A 26,948-nucleotide genomic window follows, 5' to 3' on the forward strand; every position below is an offset into this window, starting at 1 on the left:
AATAACTATTAGACTGTTTCAAAAAGCTCAAGCCATTCCCCGTCTGGTCCTTCAAAAAAGAAATAGCGGGAGCCGTTTGGAAGTGTCGTTATTTCTCTATCGATCAAGCGGACACCAGCCTCTTTCAATCTATTAATTTCACGCTCAATTCCTTCCACCTTTAACGCAAGGTGATGGACTTTCCCTTCAACTGGGAGCGAATCATTATAACCTTCTAACAATTCAATTTGCGTGCCCGATGAATCATCTGTACCAATAAAAGCGATCTTCACTTGTCCATTTGGATGATCTAATCGGCCAAGGAGACGAAATCCGATAATGTCTGTGTAAAACGAGATCGATTTTTCCAAATCCCTTACCATAATACCTACGTGTTCAATTCTTTTAATCATTTTCTCCGCCTCCCTTTTTAATCATTAACTCTCGTTAAGAATAGAGAGATTCGCTTTCGCTTGAAGAAGTGTCAGCTGATACTGAAATAAAAATTCACACGCTTCGAGAACCTTTTTCGCCTCGAAACCGTCTCTTCCCCAAACAGTAATGCCATGATTGCGAATCAAAACTGCTCCCTTGTCTTCATTTATAAAAGGAATCATAGCGGATGCTAAGGTTGGAATATGAGCGTGGTTATAAATAATTGGAATTTCCCACTCCGCTCCTTCTTCCCAGCGGTCAAATGCTTTAATAAGCTCTTGCCCCTTAAATACCACTTTACCATCGTCACCATATAGCTCTGAAATGACGTTATTAGCTACCGTATGAACATGGAGGCTGCAGCCGGCATTCGACCTCTGATAAATTTCACAATGAAGAATCGTCTCTGCAGACGGCTTGACATTCGTTTCGCCGACAGGCTTTCCCTCACTATCGACTATCAGGAAATCTTCATTCGTTTTTTTACGTTTATCTTTTCCGCTGGCAGTCACAAGAAACTGAAGCGGATCATTCTGAACTTTGATCGCTAAATTCCCGCTCGTTCCCATAAACCAGTCTCTTGCCGCCAGCTCATCTTTGATCTCTGCAAGCTCATTCACACGAGTTACGAGTACACTCATCTTTTTTCATCCCTTTCATTAGAAAAAACCTCTTCTGTAAGAAGAGGTTTCCGAAAAAACAACTTCTTATCTTCCAACGTGTCTGCTGTGAGAATTAGCACCGTGCTCTAAACGAGTCGGTTGCCGGGCATCTTAGGGCTCGTCCCTCCGCCTGCTCTTGATAAGAGTTTTTTATTAAGTTCATACTGCTTATGAAGTGGCGAGAACGCCCCATTCTTCAATCGCGCGCTTTAAAGGTTCTGACGTTTTTGCCGCTTCCTCTAAAGAGATTTGATTAACAGTTGCGTCAATCGCTGCACGGAATGCCTGCGTACCTTGTATCGGACCATCTGGATGCCCAAAGATTCCGCCTCCTGCATTCACAACAAGATTGTCTCCAAAGTTTTTCATTAGCTGCGGAACCATTCCTGGATGGATCCCTGCAGAAGGAACACCAAATGCTTGTTCAAATGGACTGTCTTCTACAAGTGCATGATTAATCGCCAATGCATCAGATGATGAAATGGCTACATTTCCATATGGACTCGGGAACAGTGAGAAATCACCGCCTGTTAGACGCGTTAATTTCCCTACCATTAAGGAATAAGAGTAGCCGCCGCCCGGCTGTCCAGAAAGAACACCTGATAACGCAGAATGCGCCACAATTGGCAAGCCAATATTGTCGTTTTCACGCAACGTTTGAAGAGCGTCCAGCCCGTATGCATGAACATTAAACAATAAAGCATTAGCCCCTAATTCTCGTGCCCGCTCCGCTTTCTCATGAAGCTCATTCGTTCTTCCTGACAAATTGACCGCATATAAAGCACGCTGTCCTGTGTTTTCATAATGGCGATCAATGATCTCTTTCGCTGTCGTAATCCGTTTATTAAACGGAGTTAAGTCGTTCTCAAATAAAATCTCATCATCTTTAATCAGATCGATGCCGCCTGCTAAAAGCTCTTCTAATTGAGCAGAGAAGAAAGAGAGATCTCTTCCCATCACTCCTTTAAAAATAGCCATTAATAACGGACGATTGCGAATATTCAATTGCTCACGAATGCCTTTTACCCCGAAACGTGGTCCTGGGAATTTTGCAAGCAGCTCGTCATCGAACGTTAAATCAACCAGTTCATAGCCCTCAAAAAAAGAAAGCTTTCCATATACAGTCGTCAAAATAGCCGGAAGATCTGCCGAGAAGTTAGCAGATGGATAATAAATTTTTACCGTGTCCTTTACTTCTCCTTTTTCCACTGATACGACTTCACCTTTATTTTTCTTTAATTGTTCTTGTTCAAGATGCGGAATGTCTGTCCAAGAACCGACTGTAAGCCCTAGCGCATACTGTTCAGCTTTTTGTCTTTGCTCAGGGTGCGTCGGAAATAAATAAGTAGCTGTTACTCCCATGAAACATCCTCCTTTGTCTTTCCTGTTGTTTTATCATTTTCTCTTATATAAACATGCCAGTTGATTTCCGCTGTGGACGGTCACTTTATGCTCCAATCAACAAAGGGGCAAAATCAACAATAGTCATTAACATAGCCGGCTTTTAAACGAACCAATTCTTCAATTCTTCTAAAGAACGAATATTGTTCCGTTCCATAATCAAATATTTGCCCAGCTCCATCACTTTTTTTCTGCTTGCCATCCGTTTTTGCTCGTCTTCCTCGATATTTAAATCCGGAATTTGGGCAATACTGATCGCGCGGCGGACTAGTTCGCAGCCTGCATAGCCTAAGGCATCCGCGAAAATTTCATCTAATACGTGCGTGAGATATCCATCAAGTTGTGTATAATGCTCCTTCGATTCTGTTTTCCACAGATGGGAGAATGTATCTGCGAATGTATACCACGCTTCCCGTGCTTGTTCGTAACGTTTAGATAGAAACTCGGGATGGCCGATCCCATTTAAAAATAGGTTCGCGATGAACTGACCGATGTCAAATCCGAAAGGTCCGAAGCAGGCAAACTCTGTATCAAAAATCACCGTTCTATCTTCTGCCATAAAGATCGCTCCGCTGTGTAAGTCACTGTGAAGTAATGCATCAGCCTTCGTCATATACTTATGTTTGAGTTTAGCCACTTCCAGCCGCAAACGTTGATCTTGGCTGAGGAATAATACATCATTTCTCATGCCCTCTTCAAAATGGCTCGTTTCATGGAAATTGAATGGCCAATCGAAATGAAGTTCTTCCGTCATCTGCCGCATAAGCGGATTCGTCAAAGAGGCATTTAACTCTTTTTTTACGATCGGATCCATATAAAAATCAGACGTATAGAAAACTGTTTTCGCACTAAATTCTCCTACATCCGCAGCAAACACAGTTGATTCTGTTCCATTAATTAAAGCGACGCGTCCCGTCTCCATCGGAGCCATATCTTCCGTGATAAGAATCGCCATCGCCTCGTCCAAATAATACACTTTGGGAACAGATCCTGGAAGAATTCTATCATATTCTTGTAGTACTTTTGCTTCGAACGTTACCCGATCAAGGGGCATCGGCATACTATCCCCTACTACCCTGCAGTACGGTACAGCCTGCTTAAGAATTAAGCTCTTCTGTTCGCCTGACAATCGATACACATGATTAATTTTCCCGTCACTTACTTCCTCCACTGAAGCTTGTTCTTGCTCATGAAAGAGGCCTAGCTTTTTGACATATTGCACAAGCTCTTCGTGACTTAAAAATGCATATCCCTCTTTGACTTCCTGTTGATTCGTTACTTGGCTCATTCTTTCCCGCCTCTTTCCTGTTGATAAAATGAAACTTCCATCAGCGGGTGATTCTCTTCATTCCCCACTGATGGAATAAAGAACTCAGGCTAAGGACGCCACGTCCTGTGGCAACGCCTGAGTAACCAACATCCTGTTGGCCCGCGAATGGATTGGGCGTTTACTGGCAGTTGATCGCCCGCCTATGCTTCTTTAGAAACACCTTGAAGCCTTGAGCCGGTGGTCTTACTGTCAGTTAACGCGGGATAAATATCACGGTGCATTAGTAAACAGGCACCCATCCTTCTTCTGTCACAAAAATACGAACAGCAACAACTTTCCGGTCCTCAGCTAATGTAAAGTAGTGGCGGACATTTTCCGGAACAGAGATCAAATCACCTGGGTTTAAATGAACTTCAAAAAACCGCTCATCTTTTCCTTGGATAATGAAAATTGCATGGCCGCTCGCAATAAAACGTACTTCATCATCTGTATGATGATGCTCACGCTCAAAGTTTTTCAATAATTCTTCAAGGTTAGGTGTATGATCAGCAAGTGAAATAACATCCCATGCTTTGTATCCACGTCTAGCTGAAATATCCTTAATCTCTTCTTCAAATGCATCTAACACGCCTTGCTTTTCTTCGTCACTCAATACGTATTTCTCTTGTAAATGAGAAGGTAATTTATGAATATCCCAATGTTCATAAATGACATCGTTCTGCTGTAAAAATGAAATCACTTCTTCTTGATTGTCAATAACTTCATTTGTTCCTTGAATTTTGATCGTTGTCATCTTATATTCCCCCTAATTATTCAACATCTTATTTTAACTTTTCTAAAATTTCAATACAATCATAAAACGTATCAAAAGGTTGATAAGGAATTGACAGTGTCTCGCATTTTTCTGATAAGTAATCTCTTGCTATCACTGTATCGGCAATTTTCGCAGCTTGTAAATCAGTTACTGAATCACCGATCACGATGGAATGCGTGTCCCCGCTTGACAGCGCACGGATAATAGAAGGTTTACAGCACCCACAATTTTGGTTCGGACATTTCTCATCACACGCATGAGGCCAATGAATGTGAATATTCTCTCCACTGAAATCCCCTTCATTGCAATATAGTCCAGTAATCGACTCAAATGGCTGTAACATCGGTTTTACGAAAAAGTCAATTCCTCCACTTACAATGTAAAGAGGAATGTTTTGTTCTTTCGTATACCGAACGAAGTCATTAAACCCGTCTCTTATTTCGGCCGTTTCCAAAACAAAGTCAACTATTTCCTGCTTCAAAGAAGAAGGAAGAAGCTGAAACATTTTTCCGACGCCCTCTTGAATACTGATGGATTGAGATAACACATCATCCTTCAACTTCTCCCATTCAGGAGGGGCAAACTGCTTCATAATACTAATAATGTTATCTTTCTTCGTCACCGTACCATCGAAGTCACAAAAGATGATTGGCTTTTTCAAGATGTCGTCACTTCTTTCCATAGCATTTAAAAAAACCTCTTCTATTAAGAAGAGGTTTAAAAAAACAACTTCTTATCTTCCAACATCGTTGCTGTAAGAATTAGCACCGTGCTCACAACGAGTCGGTTGCCGGGCTTCTTAGGGCTTATCCCTCCGCCTGCTCCTGATAAGAGTTTATTTGTTAAGTTTATATTCATATCATACCACTAGGATTATGACATGTTCTCTCATCACTGTCAATATCCTTTTCTTGTCCAGCTGCAGCGCCTTGTTCCTCGGGTCAAATAACCTTCCACCAATGAAGCCAAAGGGCGGCTTCTTTGGTGAAAGAACATTTGCCTGTCGGAGCAGTTCAGGCGCTTTCGCTTTTCTTGTCCAGCTCCGCCTCCTTGGGGCTCGAGGTCATATGCCATTCTGGCCAGAAGGTTCAAGAGCAACCTTCCAGCCGGCTCGTCTTATGCTTGTCGCCGATAAGCGGGCGCCTTCCGCTTTTCTTTATGAAACGAGTGTTGCTGTTTTTTTGCGCATGTTTTCTTCTTCCGGTACTCGGATGAATTTAACAATGATTGAGCTAATCAGATGAAGTGCCGCGAAGATCCAGATCACTCCTTCTGCTCCAATGAGACCGATAAAGGCTAAAGCTAAAGCTGGTGCAACGAATGTCGATAAACCAGCGCCAAGGTTTAGCACGGACATAGCCGCTCCCTTATCTTCCCCAGCAACAGATGGTACTAGTGCTCCAATTGGAACGTAACCGGCCAGCATACTTCCCCAAATAAATCCGACAATGCTTGTCGCGAGAAGGTTTCCGTTTGTAAGTACCGGTGTGTAATATAAAAGGACAGTGAAAACAGCACAGCCAACGCCGCCAAACCACATGATCGTGTTTTTCCAGCCAAATTTATCTCCAACAATTCCGAAAATCAAATTAAATAGAATATTCCCCATGAAAGCTGTACCCCATAATTGCAGCCAAACTGTTGTTTCAATTCCATGTTCCGCCATATGAAGCGGCAGGAACACCGGAAATCCGTAAGCACCTAAACTATTAATTACTCTGACAACTCCACCGGCAGCTACCCTTGGGTTCGTCTTCATAATCGTGATTCCTTTTAATAGTTCATTTAATTTTTCTTTTGTGCTTGAACCTTTTTTCTGTTCAAACTTGTCTTTATTCATCACTAAAGCAAAGAACGCACCGACACATACCCAGAAAATAGAAGTCCATAATGTATTGATGTATCCAAAATGTTTAAGTGCATAACTTGAATACCAAGCGCCAAGTACCATCATTCCTGCACAAAACGCAAACCAAAACCATCCAACAGCTGTACTTAATTTATGTTGAGGTGTACGATAAATCACCCACGTTAAAAAGGAATAAACAAAAAGAGGATAACCGAACCCTTTAATAAAGTACGTCGCTAACATAACTGGATAATTCATGCTTTCAAATCCAAACGTGATAAATCCTGCTGTACCCACAATATAAAATAATAATCCCATGAGCATCGAACGCTTTGCGCCAAACGCTTCTAAACAAACCCCTGAAAACCAAGAAGCAATCGCTATAGAAATACCGTATACACTAAAAATGGCCGCTGCATGCTGGATAGACAAGCCATTTTCGATAAGGAACGGACTCAGCCACCCGGCTTCAAGCCCATCTCCCATCATAAACAGCATCACACCTAAAAAGCCCCAGCCTAATTTTTTAGGTATTCCAATTTTATCTAACATGTTTGTTTCCTCATCTTTCCTTATTATTTATTCTAGTTGTTATATGCTGCATTTATCTTTGAAAAAAAATGTTGTGCTTGTTTCCACTCTTCGTACATCCAGTCATCATGTCCACGGTCAGGCGTAATTACCTTGATATCACCTGATAATGCATCATTAACCCCTAATGCCTGGTTGCATATAACAGCAGCCCCTACAACCGATGCCTGATTAAATCCTTGACGAATGTGCACTTCTTTTTGAAGTAGATTGGCTGCAAATTGAGCTAACGTTTCACTTTGAAAACCGCCGCCACAAGCCCACACATATGGTAAATTATAAGGAGTTACTTCACATAATTGATCAAAATACCACCTAATTGTGCAAGCAATTTCCCATAGAGCTGCAGCTGTAAAATGAGCGCGGCTTAAGTCTTGTTCTAACGGTGCATTAAAAATGAATCCGCCTTTTTTAGAGGCATTTTTTTCATCTGTCAAATACATCCCCAATACCGATATACAGTCGGTCATCTCAAGTTTGCTCATTTCCTGTTCCATTTGCTGATAACCCTCATTTGGATAGAAAATATTTTTTAACTTCTGATAATTAAGTCCAGTAATACCCGGATTAGTCTCTAGCAGCCATCGTTTTTTATCCGTATGGGAATTGGTCCATGCCCTTCTTTCATTATCCACACTGTATTCATCTGTAATTTTGCAAATAGGGGTAGTTGTGCCGGATACGATAACGATATCGTGATTTTGAGCAAACGTACTTTCGATTGCTAGCTGTGTATCCCCTCCACCTACAACAATCAAAACGTCTTCTTTTACTTCCAGCTCCTTTGCCACAGTCGGTAGAATTTCACCAAGAATGGAGCCAGACCATCTTAGTTCGGGTAATAAGCTCGGAGAAAGCCCAATTCGAGCACACATCGCCTCAGACCATTCTTTTTTTCGAACATCATATAGTAACGTTTCTGTCGCCTGTGATGGCTCATAAATGAGTACACCACTTAATTTATACGTCACCCAATCACTAATACTAGTAAACGATGTGATCTGATCCCATAACAGCGGCTGCCTCTTTTTGAGAGCTATTAGCTTTAAAGCTGAAAACAATGCAGATGGCAATCGTCCCGTTGTTTTATAGATATAATCGGGATCTAACAGCTCTTTTTCCCACTCGCGGCCTCGATTATCAATATTCGGTAAACCAATAAATGAATATCCATCCTGATCTTGAAGGACAATTCCCTGCCTTTGACTCGTTGATGTTATCGCCTTAATTGTCACATGCGGGACACTCGCTATCGCTTTTTTTGCTAATCCAACTAGCTGTTTCCAAAGTAAATCAGGTGAAAAGTAGCGACTATCAGGATAAAGAGGCTCTGTTTCATAATGAATATCTTCTCGCTCAACATGGACAACTTCACCTGTAGTCGCAACGATTGCTACCCTCGCATTTCCAGTACCAATATCAAATACTAAATAACCTTGTTTGATCGTCACTTTTCCACTCCTTTCTTATGACATTTCATCCAAGCCTTTCCTATTATATAAGGTTGGAATTTGAAAGGTATGTTGTGTATGCCACTTCGTTACCGCTTGATTCATAATGGATACGTGATGATCCTCAACCTCATAACTTGCACCCGCAAGATGAGGAGTGGCTAACACATTTGGTAATTGGATAATTTCATAGTCACTTTGATCAGGAGGCTCATGATAAAATACATCCAAAATGGCTCCCCTAATCTTCCGTTCTTTTAAAACATAAACAAGGGCTTTTCTTTCAACGACTACAGCTCTTGACGTATTTACTAAAACGGCATCTTCTTTCATAAGTCCTAAATAATGTTCATTAATCATTCCAATGGTTTCCTCTGTTCGGGGTAAGTGAATAGAAACTACATCACTTGTCGAAAAAACATCTTCTAAAGATACACGAGTATAATTAGGATTTTGACTCTCCGCATAAGGATCATAGTATTGTATCGTGCATTGAAACCCTTCAAGAACAGCCGCAATTCGTTGTCCCACAGCCCCAAACCCAACCATTCCAATTGTTTTTCCTGCAATCTCATTCCCTTTGAATTTTACATAAGCCTGCAAGTAGTCCTCATTCCATTTTTCCTGCTTCAACCATTCAGAAGAAGGAATAGTATGTCTAAAGAATGTAATGAGGTTTCCAATGAACAATTCAGCAACTGCTTGAGCGTTGCGTGCAGGGGTGAAAAATACCGGAATTCCTTTTTTAGTTGCAGCTTTTATATCAACATTGGAAGGCATGCCGCGGCATACACCAATAAATTTCAATTTCGGTACTTCAGCCAATACGTTTTCTGTCACTTTATCTAACTCAACAATTAAACCTTCAGCATTTGATTCTTTTAAGAGCGAGATTAACTCTGCTTCGTTATACGCTCTGCCGTTTTCTTTCCAAGGGAGATAAGTATATTCTCCAAATAAATCTTTTAATTGTAAAAGACCTGCCTCGTTATAAGGTGCCGTGACTAAGACATTCATTTGCAGCCCCTCCCTTCGTTTGTCTTAAATTTAAATCCCACTATTCAGCTCTAATAACTGATAAAATAAAGCAAAAAAAATCTCTTTCCGAAGAGACGGAAAGAGATCGTTACTTCATTTTGTTCTTACGACAAATAAAAGATTCGCTCTTTCTATCTTTCAAGCACTGCTTGCTGGAATTGGCACAATAATGTTGCCGAGGTTTCGCTGGGCCAGTCCCTCCACCTCTCTGGATAGAAAATAAAACGTATTTAATTGGATTCAATGTTTTGTTGTACTCGATTCTATAGGAGAATCAAATAGAAGTCAACTCATTTTTCCGAACCTTCTAAACATTAATTCACTATGTTATAATCTATAAAGTTATTTTTTTCACGGAGGGATAACAGATATGCAATCGTATATTGATATAGAAAATGGTGTCGTTCCTTCAGTTTGTTCTCTCGACTGTCCCGATCAATGTGGACTTCTTGTACACAAAAAGGATGGAAAAATCGTCAAAGTTGAAGGTGATCCTGATCATCCCGTGACAAAAGGGAGCATTTGCAACAAAGTTCGAAATATGAGTGAACGCATTTATGATCATAAAAGATTGAGCACTCCTTTAAAACGTGTTGGAAAAAAAGGAGAAGGAACATTTACTCCTATTAGTTGGCAGGAAGCGATTGAAACGATTGCTGATCATTGGAAAAAGCTGATTTCAGAAGAAGGTGCTGAGTCCATTCTTCCCTACAGCTTTTATGGAAATATGGGGAAACTGAATGCAGAAGGAATGGATCGGCGTTTCTTTTACCGCCTCGGAGCAAGTCAGCTCGACCGGACGATCTGTTCAATCGCTGGCTCTACCGGGTTTGGTTATACAATGGGCGGCAGCCACGGCTCTGATCCTGAAGAGATGACAGAAACAAAGTTATTTATCATTTGGGGCATTAACGCGGTCAGTACGAATATGCACCAAATGATGATCGCACAAAAGGCAAAAAAAGATGGAGCAAAGATTGTTGTCATTGATGTCCATAAAAACCAAACTGGACGAATGGCTGATTGGTTTATTCCAATTCTTCCTGGAACTGACGGCGCACTCGCCTTAGGCATGATGCACATTCTTTATAAGGAAAATCTAGTCAATCGGTCATTTTTAGAAGAATATACAGTCGGGTACGAAGAACTTGAAAAACATGTAGAGGCCTATGATCCGCACACGGTTGCCGGCATTACAGGAGTATCTGTTGAAGATATTTATAAATTGACCCGCATGTATGGGACGACCTCCCCTTCCATGATTCGAATTGGCAATGGCTTGCAGCATCATGATAACGGAGGCATGATTGTCCGAACGATTTCCTGTTTGCCCGCTTTAACAGGCCAATGGCTGTTAAAAGGCGGCGGCGCAGTCAAATCCAATTCTGGTTATTTAGCCTACAATAAACAAGCACTGCAGCGTCCAGATCTACAGAAGTATCCAACGCGAACGATGAACATGAACCTATTAGGAGAAGTCTTGCTGGAAACAGAAAAGCCGATTCGCTCCATGTTTGTCTACAACAGCAATCCTGCCATTGTGGCACCGAACGCCAATAAAGTACGGGAAGGCCTAGCACGTGAAGATCTATTCACTATCGTCCACGACTTATTTTTGACGGAAACGGCCATGTTTGCGGATATTGTCTTGCCTGCCACGTCTGCTTTTGAAAATACAGACTTTTATACAGGTGCATGGCATGTCTACCTTCATTTGCATGAACCGGTCATTCCTCCTTATGGAGAAAGCAAATCAAACATGGACGTATTTAGGTTACTGGCCCAGGCCATGGGATTTGATGAACAAGCGTTTAAAGATACAGATGAAGATTTAGTGCAACAAGCGATCAGTGGCGTCTCCACTCCTTATTTTCCTGACGTTACCTACGATGAACTGAAAGAGAAACGTTTTGTCAAAGCACGTCATACAGAGGATCGTTTGAAGCATTTACAAACGCCTAGCGGCAAAATTGAATTATATTCTAAAAAGCTGGAATTAGATGGGCACCCTGCTCTTCCTACACACATTCCATTAGTACAAGAGCGGGAGGAGGATTTTCCTTTCCTATTTGTACCTGCACCGAATCATAACTTTTTAAATTCTACGTTTTCTAATAATGAGAAACACGTAAAATTGGAAAAGGCGCCTAAGCTATTTATGAATCAGCAAGATGCAGACCGTTTAGGCATCGAAGACGGCACAGTTGTCCGTATCTGGAACGATCGTGGAGAATGTGAATTAATCGTTTCTACGGGTGATCAAGTCCTTCCTGGCGTGGTTGTCAGTCAAGGGCTCTGGTCAGACCTTTCCGGAAAAAAACACCTCGTTAACGCCTTAACACCAGACCGGATAGCCGATATGGGCGGCGGCGCAACATTTTTTTCTGGACGTGTCAATGTAGAACCTCTTAATCAAGAGAGGGTTTAAACACTTAAATAAAGCGTATATTTCTTAGGTATTCAAACATATAGTTCAAAGAATAGTATACACTTCTATTCATTTGGCTATGTTGATGCTGCTTCGTTAGTTGGAGCGACAGCGGCGAGGAGGTTTCCCGCCCGCCCGTGAAAAACAACAGGGGCGTTTCACAAAGCCATTGATTTAAAACGATGGAGGATGTCCAAAGAGAAAGGCTTTTGGAACATCCTCTTTGTCACGTTCATTTTTTATGTCGGAATTACAACATCCACGCCTATACTTATGGTATAACTGATAAAAACAAAACAGTTATTCAGGTTACAGACAAAAACTATTTTAGATACCCTCATTTTGTCAACAGCGTGGGTAATTGATATGAGTGTCTATGTTTCCACCAATGGAGGTACACATAATGAGTAAACAATGTTCTAGTTTAAAAAGAGACGAGATTCTGGCAGCGTTGCAGAATGAAGAATTCGATGTATTAGTCATCGGCGGCGGGATTACAGGAGCCGGGATTGCTTTGGATGCATCCAGCCGCGGGATGAAAACCGCTCTCGTGGAAATGCAGGACTTTGCCGCTGGTACGTCCAGCCGCTCATCTAAAATGATTCACGGCGGGCTGCGCTATTTGAAAAACTATGAAGTAAAATTAGTATCGCAGGTCGGTAAAGAACGGGCCATTGTCTATGAAAACGGACCGCACATCACGACCCCCGAACGAATGATTTTGCCTATCTACAAAGATGCAGAATACGGCATGTTCATGACCTCAATCGGTTTACGCGTGTATGATTTTCTAGCAGGTGTGAAAAAGGAAGAACGAAAAAGCATGCTCAATAAAAATAAAACCTTACAGATGGAGCCTAAATTTAAACGAGAAGGATTATTAGGCGGCGGATTTTTCGTAGAATATCGGTCAGATGATGCTAGATTGACGATAGAAGTAATGAAAGAAGCGGTCAGCCAAGGGGCGACAGTCATTAATTATACCAAAGTAAGTGATTTTATTTATGAAGATGGAAAAGTGACAGGAGTCCAAACCATTGATCAATTAAATGGAAAGCTCAGTGAAATACGCGCTAAAAAAATCATCAATGCTGCCGGCCCATGGGTGGATACATTAAGAGAAAAAGATCACTCCATCAGCGAGAAGCATTTACAATTATCGAAAGGCATTCACCTCGTTTTTGACCAGAGTGTGTTCCCTTTAAAACAGGCTGTTTATTTCGACACGCCGGATGGCCGGATGATCTTAATCATTCCGAGAGATGGAAAAACATACGTCGGTACGACAGATACAGCATATAAAGGCGACTTAACTCATCCTAGAATGACAGTCAGTGATCGTGATTATATCATCAATACGATCAAGTTTATCTTCCCTGAGCTGAAAATTCAGGCAAGTGACATTGAATCCAGCTGGGCTGGAATCAGACCGTTAATTCACGAAGTCGGCAAAAGCCAGTCTAAGATTTCAAGAAAAGATGAAATCTGGGAATCTGCATCCGGACTCATCACGATCGCCGGCGGCAAACTGACTGGTTATCGAAAAATGGCAGAAACCATTGTTGATTTGATTGCGTCGCAGCTTCAGCAGGATACAGGCAGCACCTTCTTTCCATGCAAAACGAAACATATGCCTATTTCAGGAGGCCACGTCGGTGGATCGAAAAAGTTCCAAACATTCATGGAAAAGAAAGTCACTCAAGGTATCGAGCTCGGCTTGAATAAAGAAAGAGCGCACTCACTCGTTAGAAAGTACGGTTCAAACATTGACAGCATTTATGATCTCATACAGAACAGCGGTCAGGAAGCAGAAGCTTTTGATCTTCCTGCGGATATTTATGCCCAAGTGCTTTACTCAATCACAGATGAACTCGTCTATACGCCGGTCGACTTTTTCGTTCGCCGTACAGGAACGTTGCTTTTTGACATTGAATGGGTGAACAAATGGAAAGCACCGATCATCGAAATGTTGAGTAAAACGCTCAGTTGGAGCAGTGAACAAAAAGAAGCATTTAGCATAGAACTTGAAAAACACCTGCACGATGCCACTGTCCCATTGGATGTAGAATAAAAGGAGAACAGAATGGATACAAAGCTTTTTCATTACATTAATGACCTAGCAGGTCATAATACCTTTTTGGATCACATGATGATTGCTTTTTCCAAATGGGGAATTTACATTTTTATCTTACTTATTTTTTTCTCTATTTTTAATAAAAAACAAAGGCCGCTGGGGCTGTACGGAGTCGCTTCCCTTGCAGCTGCCTTAATCATTAGCCGGATCCTAAAGTATACAATCAACCGTGACAGACCGTTTATAACAGAAGATGCCCATCTATTGTTTGCAAAATCCCCTTCCCCGTCGTTTCCAAGCGATCAGGGGGTCATTTGCGGAGTGTTTGCTGCACTATTTTGGATAATTTCTCCTAAGTGGCGCTGGCTTGCTGTAACCCTGGCTTTTTTAGTCGCTGTTTCCCGCGTCTATGTCGGACATCATTATCCATCGGATGTAGCGGCAGGATTAGTCATAGGTATTTTATGTTTCCTTATGATCCGTAAAATCCGGCTGCGTACGAAAGATTCATGATCTATGTCTGTTGAATCTTGATGTATGGGAGACGATTCATGATTTTCCTGCTCCCATTTATGATCTATCATTTCATCATAATTTTTTCATAAAAAAGAGGTTGTCCCCTGTCAGTGAATGAATGACTGACTTTCGGGACACCTCTTCTCTTTTTTACACGAGCTGACCGCCGCTTTTACTATATTTTGCAATCCCTTCTGCCGCTCGATAAGCAAGCGCTCCAAGCGTTCCAGTAGGGTTGTAGCCGCTATTATGCGGAAATGAGGAAGCTCCGACGACAAATACATTATCCGCATCCCACATTTGTGAATAATTATTTACCACTGAAATCGCTGGGTCATCTCCCATGACGACACCGCCGACATTATGAGTCGTCTGATATGGAACGATGTTGTAATCTTCTAGTTTTCCATAATTGACAACCGTATCAGCGCCCATTTCCTTCATCACTTTATCACTTTGTTTATTTAAATAGTCGTTTAACTTACGGTCTTGATCGGTAAAGTTGTATGTCATTCTCAGCAATGGCACACCATATGCATCCTTAAACGCTGGGTCTAAGTCAAGATAATTGTATCGGTACGGCATGGAGGCCCCTTGGAACCAAGAGTCAATCGTGCGTGTATAATATTTAATCGATTTTTGTTTAAACTCTTCCCCCCACAACGGTGTTCCCGGCGGGACGGGGTTACTCGCAATCGGCCGGTAGCCCGATTGACTCACAACGAAGGAACCTCCATGAATAAAGTCCACATCGCTATGATCGAAATTGTCCCCATTAAAATCATCTACTACTTGACCGAGAGCGCCTGCCCCCATATATGAATTAAATCTTTCATTTTCAAAGAATCCCGTACTTCCAGGGTTCAGCTGATAACAATAGTTTTTGCCAACCACACCTTTCCCTGTTTGAGGGTCATACGGTGTCCCCAGCTTTGATACTAGTAAAAGCTTTGCATTATTTAATACATAACTTGTCAGCACAACGACATCAGCCGGCTGAATCACTTCTTCACCTTTTAGAATATCAATATATTTTACACCTGTTGCTTTTTTACCTTCGTGAATAATTTCAATTACGTTGGCATGTGTTCTCAATTCGAAGTTTCCTGTTTTCTCAGCAGTTGGAAGGACCGTTACATTCGGATCTGATTTTGCCCCATATTCACATCCGAACCGTTCACAAAACGCACAATATTGACAGGCATTGATCGTTTGTCCATCTGGATTCGTATACGTTTCTGATAAATTGGCAGATGGCAAAGAAAAAGGATGTAAGCCTAGCTTTTTTGCTGCATCCCTGAACTTATTTGTCATCACCGTATTTTTCATTGGAGGAGTAGGATAATCGCTGCTGCGTTTCCCACCGAGTGGATTCGGCTCACCAGAGATGCCGCATGTTTTTTCAAACTTGTCGTAGTACGGCTCTAACTCATCATAGGTGATCCCCCAATCTTGGATCAGATAATCATTTTTAATTTTCGACGCCCCGTATTTATCAATCGTTTTCGTTTTAATCTCAAAATCATACGGAAGGAAACGGAACGTATGACCATTCCAATGCACCCCTGAGCCGCCAACACCTTCTCCCAGCAAAAAAGATCCCAGCTGTCTCATTGGCAGTGCTTTTTGATCCATTTTGTTCCGAAAGGTGATCGTCTCCTTCGATAAATCCTGCATTAAATCGTAACGGATCGCGTATCTTAATTCATCATGGATCATCGTAAAGTTTTCTGTATTTCGATTTCCGCCCCGTTCTAAACCGACCACCTTTAACCCGTTTTTTGCGCATTCAGCTGCAATAATCCCGCCGGCCCATCCTACTCCAACTGTTACAACATCTACTTTCGGTAATGTTTTTGCCACTTTATACTCCCTCTCTATCTAAGATATATCATTCTATTTTTGATTCGAAGGCATGTGTGAGTGCAGACTATTCGGTTCGATCTCTAGAAAATCTTTTGCCTCGATTTTATCTAAATAGCTCATTTGACTACCTGGGAACCCCTTCATTTTCCATCCGGCCATATCCCTATTACCTCCATATAATGGATCAGCATAGACTCCTTCCAATACAGCTATACGCAACAATGTGAAGAAGTCACTTGACGTCACACCTCCCATAGGAACTTGTCCTTTCTCAAAAGCTGTCAACACTTCATCTTGTTCTTTATCCGTCAATTCTTTGAAACTTTTCTTATATTTTTTCTGACTGAACTCTCGTATCTTGGCAATTCCTTGATTAAAGATTTCTTTTCTTTTTAAGTGTGACTGAAATCCTTGTGTTTCTACCCCCGGATAAAATGGTCCTAACATAAAATCCCGTGCATTATTGCCCCAAGCCCCTGCCAATTGGTGATCAATATAATAAGGGACATCTAAATCAATGGCACCTGGCCCCGTCTTATCTGCCGGAAAAATTCGTTCCGCTGCTTGCGAAAGCGTTTGAAAATCTTCGGGATTGGAAAAATGCATCAGCGCCTGCGTATAGCGTCCTTCATTAGCTGTCCCATGTCCGCCGTTATTCTTGCCTTTGTTCGCTGTATTCGGCTTGACTACTTGCTGAGTAATCAGGCCGCCTAAAATACCACCGCCAATGGCCCCTCCTGCTACATAGCTGCCTTTACGAATAAACTCCCGGCGAGTCATTTGATTTTTTCCGTTTTGCTCACTCATTTTACTGCCCCTCCCGTTATCATTCTTTGAAATCATTCTTTACCCAAAAATGAGGAAAATATACTTAACTTTATTTATTCAACTTCACGAAATTATTTGTGCATCAAAGAAAAATGAGTGTTATTTATTAGATTGGATACAATAAGTAATGGATTTTTTAAACAAAGGAGGAGAAAAATTATGTTGTTCCACATAATTATTGGGTTTATTCTTCCGTGGATATTAGGGGTTTATTTATTTAAAAATCAAACAAAGCTGTTCCTTCTTTTTTATCCCATCGGTACAGCTAGCAGTTTTTTTATAAATGATATTGGATTTAATTACTTTTGGAAGTTAGATCATACCTTTGAAGAACTCTCATTAAGCGCAATCCCATACAATCTAGGCGTTTATCCAATATTAGTATGTTTATTCGTTTGTTCCATTTACTATAAAAAAATGCCGATCATCGCTGCATTCTTAGTTTTTATTTTAGGGACAACGTTTGCGGAATTTATCGTGTTGCTGCTGGAAAAAGTGAAATATAGAAACGGGTGGAATATCTTTTGGACTGGGGTTAGTTACTTATTACACTACTTAATCGTCTATATTTATTACCGATCGATCCGTAAATTTATTTTGTTAAACTGATGAATTAACTAGAAAAGGAGCAGTCTCAAACCAAATGTTCAGCTGATGAGACTTCTCCTTTCTCACCTCACTTTCCCTATGAAAAGGCCGTCAGAATAACAGCAAGTCCATTAACAGTTCCATGTATAATAATGCCGGGCCAAATGGAGCCAGATTTTTCATATACCCAGGACAATACGATTCCCGTAAAAAAGTTAACAGGCAGCGTATTATAGGTAGGAATGTGAACAATAGTGAAAATAAGTGAACTAATCATAACAGCCGCACCTATTCCCCATTTCACTCTGAACCACTTATAAAGAAATCCACGATAAAAGATTTCCTCATATAAAGGCGAAATAACGGCTGCAGAAAGGAATCCAACTAAAAAAGTGAAAAAGGTCATATGGTCCTGAAGGCTTTGAGTTTTTTTATTTTCCCATCCTACATTAAACCACCCCATAATACCTAGAATGAGTACACTGCCAATGGCTAATATTACTATACAGTAAAGAATTGATTTCCAATATTCTTTTGAAAAACTGTGCAGTCCAACTGCATTCCACGATAGCCCATGCGGCTTTAGAGCAATAAAGTAGACACCTAGCACAAATACAATGGCCATCACTAAACCTGTCAATGTTCCTGAATATAAGCTGTTCTGAAATAAAACGTAAAGAGCATTCTGTAACAAGAACTCAACCAAAAAAGGAACAATGACCAGCGTAAGAAAAAGCAATTGAAGGAGTTCTTTCCAAGACCACCTCATCGAGTTCAATCCAAATTTATTCAAAGTGATTATCCCCTCCTATGATCTAGGTATGTTAAACTCCCCTATTCATTTCCGCTGAGGGTGCCCTCTTTCTACTTCAATTAACAAAATAGAACAATAATCATGAACATCGCCTTTAGATTAATTGATGACGTTACAGATTATGAAACATCTTTATTATAAATACCGCGATTCTCTTTATCGGGCTTGTTATTCTTTTATTCTCTTATAAAAAAGTGAGTGAGAAATATATTCTCACTCACTCCTGTTATCATCTAACGTCTAATTGGCCGCTCTAATGTTAAAATTTCATCTTCCATTGCCGACATTTGCTGTTCAATGACGATTTTAGCATCCGAAATCGCTGCATTATAAAAGTGTGGAGCAATCGACTCTTTAATAAATTCTAACACCCTTTCTGCAGCAAACTCCGATAATTCCTCATCCCGTTCGCTAGAAAAGAAATATTGAATATCCTCAATCATTTGTTCATGCTGTTCCTTCGATAACTTAAAAAACAAAACAATACACCCCTTTTAATATCTATACCAATAACAATAAAAAATATTAGCATCAAAAAAGACTTTCTTATTAACTTCTGTAGCAGGAGCCCCGCTTGTCACGGGTTGTTCCCATAAAAAAATTATTGACTAAAGAATAATTATTATTATAACTTTATTAAATAAGTTAAACGAAAGTCAAGAACAGACCAAAAAGGAATTGATCTAGTCTGATAGTAAAAAGTTTTTAGTAAGGAGAGATTATATTTTTGTTTAGAGAAGGAAGTTTAGCAAAACGGGAGCAAACAGAAAAAAACATTAAACATCAGTATCCATCTTATTTAATCAAAATGAGAGGCAAAGAGAAAAACCCTCTTAAAGTAAATACTAAAGATGTTATAACAGGGTTTATTGGTGGATTTATTGCAATCTTTATTCTTTTATTACTAACAAGCCTTACTTCTACCCCATGGTTAATTGCTTCATTTGGAGCCAGTTGTGTATTAGCATTTTCCCTTTGGAATTCTCCATTATCTCAACCTAGAAATATTATTGGTGGTCATTTCCTTTCAACGCTCATTGGGTTAACTGTTTATCATATGTTTGGCAATGAGCCATGGGTCCTTGCATTAGGGGTCGGAATGGCAATTAGTTTGATGATGCTCACTAAAACTACTCATCCCCCTGCAGGAGCAGATCCAATCATTGTTATACTCGGTTCTTGTTCTTGGGAATATTTGTTTACACCAGTTTTAACAGGAACTTTAGTTATCGTACTGGTCGCTTTATTAGTTAATAACTTACGAAGCGATAGAAATTATCCTGTGTTTTGGTTTTAAAAGAATGAGAAATGAGACATTTATTGAAAAATCAGCTGGAGAACCGTCTTTTTCAATTTTTCATAGGCCATCACATTGTCTTCTTGAGGAAGAAGAAACATAAAAAGGAAAACCGATCTTACTGCTCTGTTTGTTGTAGTTATAAAGTAAAAAAGAAGCTTTCGAGCTTCTTTTTTACGATCTGCTCAACGATATTGTTGATAGACACAGTTCAAGAAGAAAAAATCAACCAGAAAGATGAAACAAAGAAGTGCCTCTGACGGGATTCGAACCGGCGCTCTTCCCTGCTAGAGCTACAGAGGCAATTGTTATCTATCATTATATGGAAGGTATAGAGATAAATGCTGGAAGGTTGTTTAATTCATCCTTCATTTAACAAACCTATAAGGAACGCCAATAATTGAGCGGATAGCTCCAGAACTTAATAGAAAATTAACTTTTCCATTTCTCCTCATTGCTAAATGTTTCATAGTCATACTTCGGAACATAATCAAACTCTTCGTCATTTTTCCGCTCATATGATTCGTTAGCAACATATAATAAAGATTCGAACTCCAAATCTTTAGGCATCTCCTCCGGATGTTTCAACACCTCATAATAAAAGTCCCTTCCATTTGCTACAACTACACATCTTGCATATAAGAAGGTATCTACAGAGAAAAACTCTTCCTCATCCACATAAGCATACTCACCAATATTTTTTGCATATTCAATACCATCTAAATTGTAAAGAAATTTTGAAAGAATATCCTCGAAAGCAAATATTTCTTCATCGGACTTTTGGGATAAATAGCCGATAGCTTCCTCTAATACATCTTCATCATCACCTTCACACTCCCAATCAAACATAGCAATGATTTTCCAAAACTCGTTCTCGTCCATTTTTATATCTTGGAGTGTATTAGACATATACGTTCCCTCCTGTTTGATCATTTAGTTAAACTCCTGAAAGAACTACCAATTTACTTCTATCCATTACCCCGCTTGTCTTTTTCAAAGAAAAGAAAACCCTATTGGACACAAGGGAATAGTTCACACCTCCATAAAAAAGGTATAGCATACATACAAATGGAATACCAATTATACAATATATTGTAAGTTAGGAGGAGATGACATGAAAAAAAAGAAGTGGGCAGCAAAGAAGGATAACAAAGGCAATAGTACACTTGTGTTAGGTGAGGTGCCAAAGCTGCTTCCAGAAACAACATTTATATCTCTTACAAGAGGAGAAGGACTGAATTTATTTCAGCTTTTTGTCAACCAGATGTTAACATTAATGGTCATGAATCAAATGAAAAAATCACCAGGGCTCATTTACGCGGAACTACACGGGGAACTAAAGAAAGGGAAAGGGAATGGACAAACTATGACTGTTTGGGATGGGAAAACGATGCCGAAGTTTCGAAACAATGGATCCCACGGATTTGCGATGAAGTTTTTCGGATGGGTCATCCACAGAAAAAATACAAAAACGTATTACTTAACGTTTCCTGCAGATGGTAAAATACCATCCACTATAGAAGCTGCTAATATATTGAAAGAATACGGAAAATTTTACAACGGGGGCAAACTCGCTAGAAAAGCAACACCTCCAAAGAAAGAAGAAATCATCATCCCTTGATCTATCATGATAAATGTATTGCTCTTTATTTTTGGTATTTTTTATTTAGTTAGGTTAATCAAAAAATACTAGTAAAGCGCTTAACCAATTGCTAGGCAAGCTTCTAATGTTGGCCGCATCCGCCACAAGCTGTGACAAAAGATAAAAGGTGAAACAAAAAAGACCTTAGTCAGGTCTTAAAGATTGGCTTAAGAATTCTCTAATTTCATCTACAGTTATACCTAGATCTCGAGCATGAAGTATCAATTCTACCCACTCTTTATCTAACCCATTTTTATCAATTAAAGAACTAAACATGTGTAACCCCCTAAAATATTTAAATTATTTTAGGTAGCTCAGCCATCATAGTAATAGAACCTTAGACCTGAAGCTTTGTGTCCCAATCTTTCGAGAGGTTTACCTTTATCTTTTTAAAACTTTCAATATCATACAAATATTACCATTATTTACTTATATAGTTAATGGGTCCTATTAGGTGTTTTCTTTCAAAGTAAACAATTTTCTTTGAATTTAGTAATGCAAAAGATACACAGTACGCAAATACCATGCAAGAAAATTATTTCCCCCCTTTCCCTTCCTACACAAGTGTGATACTTTCGCAATTTCCCTTTATGTTGGAATAGGCCCAAGAAAAAAGCCATCAACTTTGATGGCTTCAGTTTGTCGACAAGAGGGGTTCAGAAATGTATATTGAATGAATGTCAGTTTAATTAAAATAACGGGACCAATGCTTGGGCGGCCCACTTCCGAGTACAACTCTTCCACCAAGTCATAAATAAAAGAGAAATCAATCGCTGCCTCCATTTTACTAACCAGGTGATTCTCCAGTACAAGCTGATCTAGAACGATCATTTCTAGTTGGTCTCGCTGGATTAGATTGTGTTTCGAAAGCATCTTCATCCCCTCAAGCATTTTATCTATTTATTTTAAAACAGGTAATCATTATACGGCTGCCCTAGCTTTGTAAACCCTGTTGATTGGAATGGAAGGCGCGAAGACTCCTGCGGGATCAGCGGGACAGGTGAGACCCCGCAGGCGCTTTTGCGACGAGGCCGCCCCGCGGAAAGCGAAGCAGCCTGGAATGGAAATCAACAGCCCCCATCCACAAGCAAAATAAAAAGAATGCAGTTCAACTTCAATTTTCATTGAGTTTGCCTACAGTCTGAAGCCATCAACTCTGATGGCTTCCTTCTCCCAGTTAAAGCTTAAACTTCCCTACTAATCCATTCATTTTCTCCGCTAATATAGCCAGCTGTTTTGAACTATCCGCTACTTCTTCCATCGTTGCGCTAGATTGTTGTGCAGAAGCAGCCGTTTGTTCTACGCCTGCTGCAGTTTCTTCGGCAATCGATGCTATTTCTTCAACAAACCCATGCATTTCCTGGGTATTAGCCGCAATATCAGATAAGTTCTCAGATGCCACTTTAATGCTATTCACCATTTCTGTTACTGCAGAACTGATTTTATTGAACGTTTCACCAGTCGTTTTAATTTGAAGAGCTCCTTGTTCTACTTCTATATACCCAGTCTTCAATGATTCAGCAACGACACTCGATTCACTTTGTATGTTTGATACGAACTGTGTAATATCGTTAACCGAAACAGCTACTCCTTCCGCCAGCTTTCTTACTTCATCTGCTACAACCGCAAACCCTTTACCGTGTTCACCTGCTCTCGCCGCCTCAATCGCTGCATTTAATGCCAGCAAATTCGTTTGATCAGCAATACCTTTAATCACAGAAACTAATTTTGAAATTTCTTGTGACTGATTGTCTAAGCTTTCCATCTTGTCAGCGGCATCCCGTACAATTTGATCAATCTTAGCCATTTGATTAGTAGAGGCATTCATTAAATGGCTTCCTTCGTTCGTCATTCCTAATACGTCATTGGAATACACTTGAATCCGTTCTCCGTTTTCACTAGCTTCTCCGACCTTTTCGGCGAATGTTTCCATCGCCGCAGCTAGGTCACTTGCACTATTCGCTTGAGTTTCTGCTGCTGATGCCAGTTCTTCCATCGTAACAGCCACTTGCTCCGTACCTACTTTTACTTCATTCGCTGCTTGCGTTAACTCTTCACTTTGGCCTGTTACTGTCTCCGAAACCCCGTTAATTTGATTTAATAACTCCCGCGTATTCTTATTCATTTCATTTGCTGCCTTAACAAGCTGTCCGATCTCGTCTTCCGATTTTACCTCTAGCGGTTCAAGGCTTAAATCCCCATCAGCAATGGTTTTCGTTCGATCCATCACCCTTTTTATTGGATTTGAAATCACATTAGAAGTAATTAAAGCGACCGCGATACTAAGCACGATGACTAAAATCGAGACCGCTGTAATCACAAATAATGTTTTTTTGCCGGTTGAGATGATGGTTTGTCCTGTGTGATTAATAGATTGTTCCTTATCCTTCGCAAGTTCTTCGTAACCCTCCATTAACTCACGAGCAATAGGAGTCAGCTCTTCCAAATTTTGGCGAGCCCCTTCTATGTTTCCTTTGTCATACTCATTAAATACCTTTTCTCCGATGGCTTGTCTCCATGTGACCGTTTTCTTAATAAGTTCATCAAACTCCTGTGAGACCCCCGCCTCTCTTGCCATACTTTCATAATACTTCCCTTTTTCTGTGTATTCATTAAAGACATCTTTATACTCTCCGCCGTATAACACGTAACGATGAGCAGCAGCTACTCTATTAGCCATTGTGTTCACCATTTGCTCATCAGCAATTAATAACTGAAGATCTTTTTCCATAATTTCTTCTACATGGTTGTTGACGGATTTAATTGTTATGTAGTTATAACCCCCTAATAAAACGACGAGGAGAATAACGACTGAAAATCCAAATATCATTTTCCCTGTTATACTTTTAAAATGGAACAATTGACTCATGACTTCCTCCTATTTGTTTATTTCACATACTGAAACTTAGAATTTCCTAAATAACATCTCATCATTTCCTCACTATTGAACATGTATAACTATAGACTTTTTATTTTATCACTCGTTGTTTCTTTTCAATTTGTATCCATCGTTATCATCTCAGACTAGTGACATCAGTGAGACACTGCGGATTCGTTTCACCTTCCTCGATTACCTCCGCTTTTCCTTAATCAACCTTTCTAAGTGTATATGACTAAAACATTTCAACTGTTATATCGGTTTTTTACTTAATAAGTAGATACTTTAAATAAAGTACAAAATTTTCTAAATTATCAATTTACTAAAAAGCCCGCTCCTTTTAAGGAAGCGGGCTTTTTAATATTGAAATGTTCCTTCCTGTACTTAAAATTTAAAACGAGCAATTGCGCCGTGCATCTCTGCGGCTGCACTTTGTTCAGAAGAAGCAGATAACTCATCTGTTGAAGCGGCCATTTTTTCACCAGACTCAGAAATTTGCGAGATCATCCTTCTTAAATCTTGTACCATTTTATTCATATCTGTAACGAGATCACCGATTTCGTCCCGGTTCTTCACTTTCATCGTTTCAATAGAAATGTCCCCCTGAGCTCACTGTTTCATTACTTCGGATGCTTCACGAATAGACTTGGAGATATTACGGCTAATAAACGAGCTAATCACGAGCCCGAGCAAAATAGCAATGAGCGTAGAGATGATAAGCATCCTATTGATAAACGTCCACCTTACTCACTTGTGCAATAGCAATCCAAGCAACAATTGTTAACAGAGCGAGCACCGCCATAAAGCCGCCTGTAATCTTATTAGCAATCGTCAATTGAAATTTTGATACTCTCATGGAGCTTCTCCTTGCTTCTTTCATTTGTAAAACAACCTTCCTTTAAAAATTACTCATATTTACCTTATAGTTATATATCACCATATCAATATAATGGTTTTATTATTTTTACCAAATTTTCAGGTAATTTTATTCACCATCAAACAAAATATAGATTGAAAATTCAACCTCCCTCTTATCTACTTTTACACAGTACATTTAATCTTGGCCAAGATTTATCTAATAAGCACCTATTTACTTTTCACTCAAAAAAGATTATTATGTTAAAAGATTAATTCCAACTATTCTAATGTGTTAAGGGGTGAAAAGAATGGCACAAACTACATTAACTACACCGCCCAATTGGGACCGGAAATCAACAACTGTTGTTACACAGCTGAGTCCAATGCAAAAACCGCTCGTATCGGCAGGCATTCTTATCGCAATGATTCTTTTTATTTCTATCATTATGGTTACTAACTGGACGCAGGGCACATTATTTATCATTGGCCTTGCACTTGGTGTGACACTGCTGTATGCCCGTTTCGGGTTTACTTCTGCCTTTCGCCGGCTGATGTCGGTCGGAAATGTTCAAGGGCTGCAGGCACATATGTTGATGCTTGCCATCGCTTCTACTTTATTTGCTATCATTCTTGGAACCGGATTTAGCTTTACAGGAATCACACCTGTTGGCTATGTATCTCCTGTAGGTACGAGCCTAATCGTCGGCTCATTTATCTTTGGGATAGGGATGCAGCTTGGTAATGGCTGCGCCTCTGGAACGCTGTATCAAGTGGGAGGCGGCTCTTCCTCCATGATTTTAACACTGCTTTCTTTTATTGCAGGTTGTGTGCTTGGAGCATACCATTTTACATTTTGGATGGAAGAAACTCCTTCACTGCCGCCTATTTCATTAGCTGAATCGACTGGACTCGGCTACTTTGGCGCTTTGTTCGTGCAATTAGTTATGTTTGCGCTGATCTATTGGATCACTGTTCAAATTTCCAAAAAGAAAAACCCTCCAATGATGAAGCCGCTCGCAACAACTACTGGATGGAAGAAGGTCGTTCGCGGCTCTTGGCCATTATTCACAGCAGCGATTGTTTTAGCTCTATTGAATGCGTTAGTGTTAACGGTTAGGGGAAATCCTTGGGGAATTACATCCGCTTTCGCTCTTTGGGGCGGCAAAGCACTAATGACAATGGGAGTAGACGTGACAAGCTGGGGCTTTTTCTCAGGTGCGAACGGAGAAGCTCTTACACAAACTGTTCTAGCTGACTCTACAAGTGTAATGAACTTTGGCATTATGCTGGGAGCATTTATTTCAGCAGCTGCTCAAGGTACGTTTAAGCCCAAAAAAATCAAACCGGGGGTTGCAGCTGCGGCTGTTGTCGGAGGACTTTTAATGGGATATGGGGCCCGCCTTGCTTTTGGATGCAATATCGGAGCTTACTTTAGCGGGATCGCTTCCTTCAGTCTCCACGGCTGGGTGTGGGCTATTATGGCGATGCTTGGAACCTACGTTGCCTTGTTCATTCGTCCTCTGTTCGGATTGAAAAATCCAAAGTCAACAGACTCCATATGTTAAAGACAAAGAAAAGAGTGATCGAAAAGCCTTGGCTTTTCGATCACTCTTTTCTTTCTTAATGCTTCTAACAAAATGATACTACTTTGTACGCGGGTCGCTTGAAT

25 protein-coding genes, 1 pseudogene and 4 riboswitches are annotated in these 26,948 nt (G+C 40.3%); of the genes and pseudogenes, 7 read left to right on the forward strand and 19 right to left on the reverse strand.

Annotation, left to right across the window (positions count from 1 at the left end; genetic code table 11):
* Positions 1-8 precede the first annotated feature (8 nt).
* From QYG89_RS09790 to QYG89_RS09830, 9 genes are all read right to left on the reverse strand, one after another.
* Positions 9-392: a VOC family protein gene (locus QYG89_RS09790; RefSeq protein WP_404316819.1), complete on the reverse strand. Its 384-nt coding sequence runs from the start codon at positions 390-392 to the stop codon at positions 9-11.
* 24 nt (positions 393-416) lie between these two features.
* The gene (locus QYG89_RS09795; protein ID WP_404316821.1) at positions 417-1,055 is read right to left on the reverse strand and encodes a methylthioribulose 1-phosphate dehydratase; all 639 of its coding nucleotides are present in this window, start codon (positions 1,053-1,055) and stop codon (positions 417-419) included.
* Between the two features lie 63 nt (positions 1,056-1,118).
* Positions 1,119-1,222, reverse strand: a riboswitch (SAM riboswitch).
* Between the two features lie 22 nt (positions 1,223-1,244).
* The gene (locus QYG89_RS09800) at positions 1,245-2,438 is read right to left on the reverse strand and encodes a 2,3-diketo-5-methylthiopentyl-1-phosphate enolase (RefSeq protein WP_404316822.1); all 1,194 of its coding nucleotides are present in this window, start codon (positions 2,436-2,438) and stop codon (positions 1,245-1,247) included.
* A gap of 142 nt (positions 2,439-2,580) precedes the next feature.
* Positions 2,581-3,765, reverse strand: a complete 1,185-nt coding sequence (gene mtnK, locus QYG89_RS09805) for an S-methyl-5-thioribose kinase (protein ID WP_404316823.1) — start codon at positions 3,763-3,765, stop codon at positions 2,581-2,583.
* 262 nt (positions 3,766-4,027) lie between these two features.
* Positions 4,028-4,540, reverse strand: coding sequence for a cupin domain-containing protein (locus QYG89_RS09810; protein ID WP_404316824.1), 513 nt, complete (start codon positions 4,538-4,540; stop codon positions 4,028-4,030).
* A gap of 28 nt (positions 4,541-4,568) precedes the next feature.
* Positions 4,569-5,243, reverse strand: a complete 675-nt coding sequence (locus tag QYG89_RS09815; protein ID WP_404316825.1) for a 2-hydroxy-3-keto-5-methylthiopentenyl-1-phosphate phosphatase — start codon at positions 5,241-5,243, stop codon at positions 4,569-4,571.
* Positions 5,244-5,291: 48 nt separating this feature from the next.
* Positions 5,292-5,395, reverse strand: a riboswitch (SAM riboswitch).
* A 322-nt stretch (positions 5,396-5,717) separates the two neighbouring features.
* On the reverse strand, positions 5,718-6,962 hold the full coding sequence (locus QYG89_RS09820) for an MFS transporter (protein ID WP_404316826.1): 1,245 nt from the start codon (positions 6,960-6,962) through the stop codon (positions 5,718-5,720).
* A gap of 32 nt (positions 6,963-6,994) precedes the next feature.
* Positions 6,995-8,452 (reverse strand): FGGY-family carbohydrate kinase, encoded by a 1,458-nt coding sequence (locus tag QYG89_RS09825; protein ID WP_404316828.1) that lies wholly within the window; start codon positions 8,450-8,452, stop codon positions 6,995-6,997.
* Positions 8,453-8,467: 15 nt separating this feature from the next.
* Positions 8,468-9,469 carry a 2-hydroxyacid dehydrogenase gene (locus QYG89_RS09830; RefSeq protein ID WP_404316829.1) on the reverse strand — a complete coding sequence of 334 codons (1,002 nt, stop codon included), beginning with the start codon at positions 9,467-9,469 and terminating at the stop codon, positions 8,468-8,470.
* A 149-nt stretch (positions 9,470-9,618) separates the two neighbouring features.
* Positions 9,619-9,709, reverse strand: a riboswitch (SAM riboswitch).
* Positions 9,710-9,860: 151 nt separating this feature from the next.
* On the opposite strand from QYG89_RS09830, the gene QYG89_RS09835 reads away from it, so the two are divergent.
* The 3 genes from QYG89_RS09835 (at position 9,861) to QYG89_RS09845 (ending at position 14,505) form a co-directional block, all read left to right on the forward strand.
* Entirely contained in the window at positions 9,861-11,918 is a 2,058-nt protein-coding gene (locus tag QYG89_RS09835; protein WP_404316830.1) for a molybdopterin-containing oxidoreductase family protein, read from the forward strand.
* A gap of 403 nt (positions 11,919-12,321) precedes the next feature.
* Positions 12,322-13,989, forward strand: coding sequence for a glycerol-3-phosphate dehydrogenase/oxidase (locus QYG89_RS09840; protein ID WP_404316831.1), 1,668 nt, complete (start codon positions 12,322-12,324; stop codon positions 13,987-13,989).
* A 12-nt stretch (positions 13,990-14,001) separates the two neighbouring features.
* On the forward strand, positions 14,002-14,505 hold the full coding sequence (locus tag QYG89_RS09845; protein WP_404316832.1) for a phosphatase PAP2 family protein: 504 nt from the start codon (positions 14,002-14,004) through the stop codon (positions 14,503-14,505).
* 153 nt (positions 14,506-14,658) lie between these two features.
* On the opposite strand, the gene QYG89_RS09850 is transcribed toward QYG89_RS09845, so the two are convergent.
* Positions 14,659-16,371 carry a GMC family oxidoreductase gene (locus QYG89_RS09850; RefSeq protein WP_404316833.1) on the reverse strand — a complete coding sequence of 571 codons (1,713 nt, stop codon included), beginning with the start codon at positions 16,369-16,371 and terminating at the stop codon, positions 14,659-14,661.
* Between the two features lie 33 nt (positions 16,372-16,404).
* Positions 16,405-17,181 carry a gluconate 2-dehydrogenase subunit 3 family protein gene (locus QYG89_RS09855; RefSeq protein WP_404316834.1) on the reverse strand — a complete coding sequence of 259 codons (777 nt, stop codon included), beginning with the start codon at positions 17,179-17,181 and terminating at the stop codon, positions 16,405-16,407.
* A 180-nt stretch (positions 17,182-17,361) separates the two neighbouring features.
* Here QYG89_RS09855 and QYG89_RS09860 point away from each other — a divergent pair, with 180 nt between their 5' ends.
* The gene (locus QYG89_RS09860; protein ID WP_404316835.1) at positions 17,362-17,811 is read left to right on the forward strand and encodes a hypothetical protein; all 450 of its coding nucleotides are present in this window, start codon (positions 17,362-17,364) and stop codon (positions 17,809-17,811) included.
* A gap of 76 nt (positions 17,812-17,887) precedes the next feature.
* Here the strand turns inward: QYG89_RS09860 and QYG89_RS09865 are convergent, their stop codons facing one another.
* A complete protein-coding gene (locus QYG89_RS09865) occupies positions 17,888-18,583 on the reverse strand; it encodes a CPBP family intramembrane glutamic endopeptidase (protein WP_404316836.1) in 696 nt (231 codons plus the stop codon).
* Positions 18,584-18,837: 254 nt separating this feature from the next.
* Positions 18,838-19,083 carry a DUF2164 domain-containing protein gene (locus QYG89_RS09870; RefSeq protein ID WP_404316837.1) on the reverse strand — a complete coding sequence of 82 codons (246 nt, stop codon included), beginning with the start codon at positions 19,081-19,083 and terminating at the stop codon, positions 18,838-18,840.
* Positions 19,084-19,379: 296 nt separating this feature from the next.
* Here QYG89_RS09870 and QYG89_RS09875 point away from each other — a divergent pair, with 296 nt between their 5' ends.
* Positions 19,380-19,901, forward strand: coding sequence for an HPP family protein (locus QYG89_RS09875; protein WP_404316964.1), 522 nt, complete (start codon positions 19,380-19,382; stop codon positions 19,899-19,901).
* A 432-nt stretch (positions 19,902-20,333) separates the two neighbouring features.
* On the opposite strand, the gene QYG89_RS09880 is transcribed toward QYG89_RS09875, so the two are convergent.
* Positions 20,334-20,810, reverse strand: coding sequence for a DUF4240 domain-containing protein (locus tag QYG89_RS09880; RefSeq protein ID WP_404316838.1), 477 nt, complete (start codon positions 20,808-20,810; stop codon positions 20,334-20,336).
* 205 nt (positions 20,811-21,015) lie between these two features.
* On the opposite strand from QYG89_RS09880, the gene QYG89_RS09885 reads away from it, so the two are divergent.
* A complete protein-coding gene (locus QYG89_RS09885) occupies positions 21,016-21,522 on the forward strand; it encodes a hypothetical protein (protein ID WP_404316839.1) in 507 nt (168 codons plus the stop codon).
* A gap of 165 nt (positions 21,523-21,687) precedes the next feature.
* On the opposite strand, the gene QYG89_RS09890 is transcribed toward QYG89_RS09885, so the two are convergent.
* The 5 genes and pseudogenes from QYG89_RS09890 to QYG89_RS09910 form a co-directional block, all read right to left on the reverse strand.
* Entirely contained in the window at positions 21,688-21,819 is a 132-nt protein-coding gene (locus QYG89_RS09890) for an anti-repressor SinI family protein (protein ID WP_404316840.1), read from the reverse strand.
* A 29-nt stretch (positions 21,820-21,848) separates the two neighbouring features.
* Positions 21,849-21,933, reverse strand: a riboswitch (cyclic di-GMP riboswitch).
* A gap of 246 nt (positions 21,934-22,179) precedes the next feature.
* A pseudogene (locus QYG89_RS09895) lies at positions 22,180-22,416 on the reverse strand (IS5/IS1182 family transposase); the annotation flags it as partial.
* A 304-nt stretch (positions 22,417-22,720) separates the two neighbouring features.
* Complete coding sequence (locus QYG89_RS09900; protein ID WP_404316841.1) at positions 22,721-24,412, reverse strand: methyl-accepting chemotaxis protein; 1,692 nt, start codon at positions 24,410-24,412, stop codon at positions 22,721-22,723.
* Positions 24,413-24,805: 393 nt separating this feature from the next.
* Positions 24,806-25,003: a hypothetical protein gene (locus QYG89_RS09905; protein WP_404316842.1), complete on the reverse strand. Its 198-nt coding sequence runs from the start codon at positions 25,001-25,003 to the stop codon at positions 24,806-24,808.
* 142 nt (positions 25,004-25,145) lie between these two features.
* The gene (locus QYG89_RS09910) at positions 25,146-25,277 is read right to left on the reverse strand and encodes a hypothetical protein (RefSeq protein ID WP_404316843.1); all 132 of its coding nucleotides are present in this window, start codon (positions 25,275-25,277) and stop codon (positions 25,146-25,148) included.
* 310 nt (positions 25,278-25,587) lie between these two features.
* On the opposite strand from QYG89_RS09910, the gene QYG89_RS09915 reads away from it, so the two are divergent.
* Positions 25,588-26,844: a YeeE/YedE family protein gene (locus QYG89_RS09915; RefSeq protein WP_404316844.1), complete on the forward strand. Its 1,257-nt coding sequence runs from the start codon at positions 25,588-25,590 to the stop codon at positions 26,842-26,844.
* Positions 26,845-26,948 lie beyond the last annotated feature (104 nt).

This window comes from Bacillus lumedeiriae (genome assembly GCF_044891285.1).
GTDB lineage: Bacteria > Bacillota > Bacilli > Bacillales > Domibacillaceae > Pseudobacillus > Pseudobacillus lumedeiriae.

Excerpts from the sequence above, each read along its gene's own strand:
- QYG89_RS09840 (WP_404316831.1), top strand. The coding sequence starts at position 12,322 with ATGAGTAAACAATGTTCTAGTTTAAAAAGAGACGAGATTCTGGCAGCG.
- QYG89_RS09880 (WP_404316838.1), bottom strand. The coding sequence starts at position 20,810 with ATGTCTAATACACTCCAAGATATAAAAATGGACGAGAACGAGTTTTGG.
- QYG89_RS09915 (WP_404316844.1), top strand. The coding sequence starts at position 25,588 with ATGGCACAAACTACATTAACTACACCGCCCAATTGGGACCGGAAATCA.
- QYG89_RS09795 (WP_404316821.1), bottom strand. The coding sequence starts at position 1,055 with ATGAGTGTACTCGTAACTCGTGTGAATGAGCTTGCAGAGATCAAAGAT.
- QYG89_RS09860 (WP_404316835.1), top strand. The coding sequence starts at position 17,362 with ATGTTGTTCCACATAATTATTGGGTTTATTCTTCCGTGGATATTAGGG.
- QYG89_RS09835 (WP_404316830.1), top strand. The coding sequence starts at position 9,861 with ATGCAATCGTATATTGATATAGAAAATGGTGTCGTTCCTTCAGTTTGT.
- QYG89_RS09890 (WP_404316840.1), bottom strand. The coding sequence starts at position 21,819 with ATGTTTAGTTCTTTAATTGATAAAAATGGGTTAGATAAAGAGTGGGTA.
- QYG89_RS09800 (WP_404316822.1), bottom strand. The coding sequence starts at position 2,438 with ATGGGAGTAACAGCTACTTATTTATTTCCGACGCACCCTGAGCAAAGA.
- QYG89_RS09885 (WP_404316839.1), top strand. The coding sequence starts at position 21,016 with ATGAAAAAAAAGAAGTGGGCAGCAAAGAAGGATAACAAAGGCAATAGT.
- QYG89_RS09790 (WP_404316819.1), bottom strand. The coding sequence starts at position 392 with ATGATTAAAAGAATTGAACACGTAGGTATTATGGTAAGGGATTTGGAA.
- QYG89_RS09830 (WP_404316829.1), bottom strand. The coding sequence starts at position 9,469 with ATGAATGTCTTAGTCACGGCACCTTATAACGAGGCAGGTCTTTTACAA.
- QYG89_RS09820 (WP_404316826.1), bottom strand. The coding sequence starts at position 6,962 with ATGTTAGATAAAATTGGAATACCTAAAAAATTAGGCTGGGGCTTTTTA.
- QYG89_RS09905 (WP_404316842.1), bottom strand. The coding sequence starts at position 25,003 with ATGAAAGTGAAGAACCGGGACGAAATCGGTGATCTCGTTACAGATATG.
- QYG89_RS09845 (WP_404316832.1), top strand. The coding sequence starts at position 14,002 with ATGGATACAAAGCTTTTTCATTACATTAATGACCTAGCAGGTCATAAT.
- QYG89_RS09810 (WP_404316824.1), bottom strand. The coding sequence starts at position 4,540 with ATGACAACGATCAAAATTCAAGGAACAAATGAAGTTATTGACAATCAA.
- QYG89_RS09815 (WP_404316825.1), bottom strand. The coding sequence starts at position 5,243 with ATGGAAAGAAGTGACGACATCTTGAAAAAGCCAATCATCTTTTGTGAC.
- QYG89_RS09900 (WP_404316841.1), bottom strand. The coding sequence starts at position 24,412 with ATGAGTCAATTGTTCCATTTTAAAAGTATAACAGGGAAAATGATATTT.
- mtnK (WP_404316823.1), bottom strand. The coding sequence starts at position 3,765 with ATGAGCCAAGTAACGAATCAACAGGAAGTCAAAGAGGGATATGCATTT.
- QYG89_RS09855 (WP_404316834.1), bottom strand. The coding sequence starts at position 17,181 with ATGAGTGAGCAAAACGGAAAAAATCAAATGACTCGCCGGGAGTTTATT.
- QYG89_RS09910 (WP_404316843.1), bottom strand. The coding sequence starts at position 25,277 with ATGAGAGTATCAAAATTTCAATTGACGATTGCTAATAAGATTACAGGC.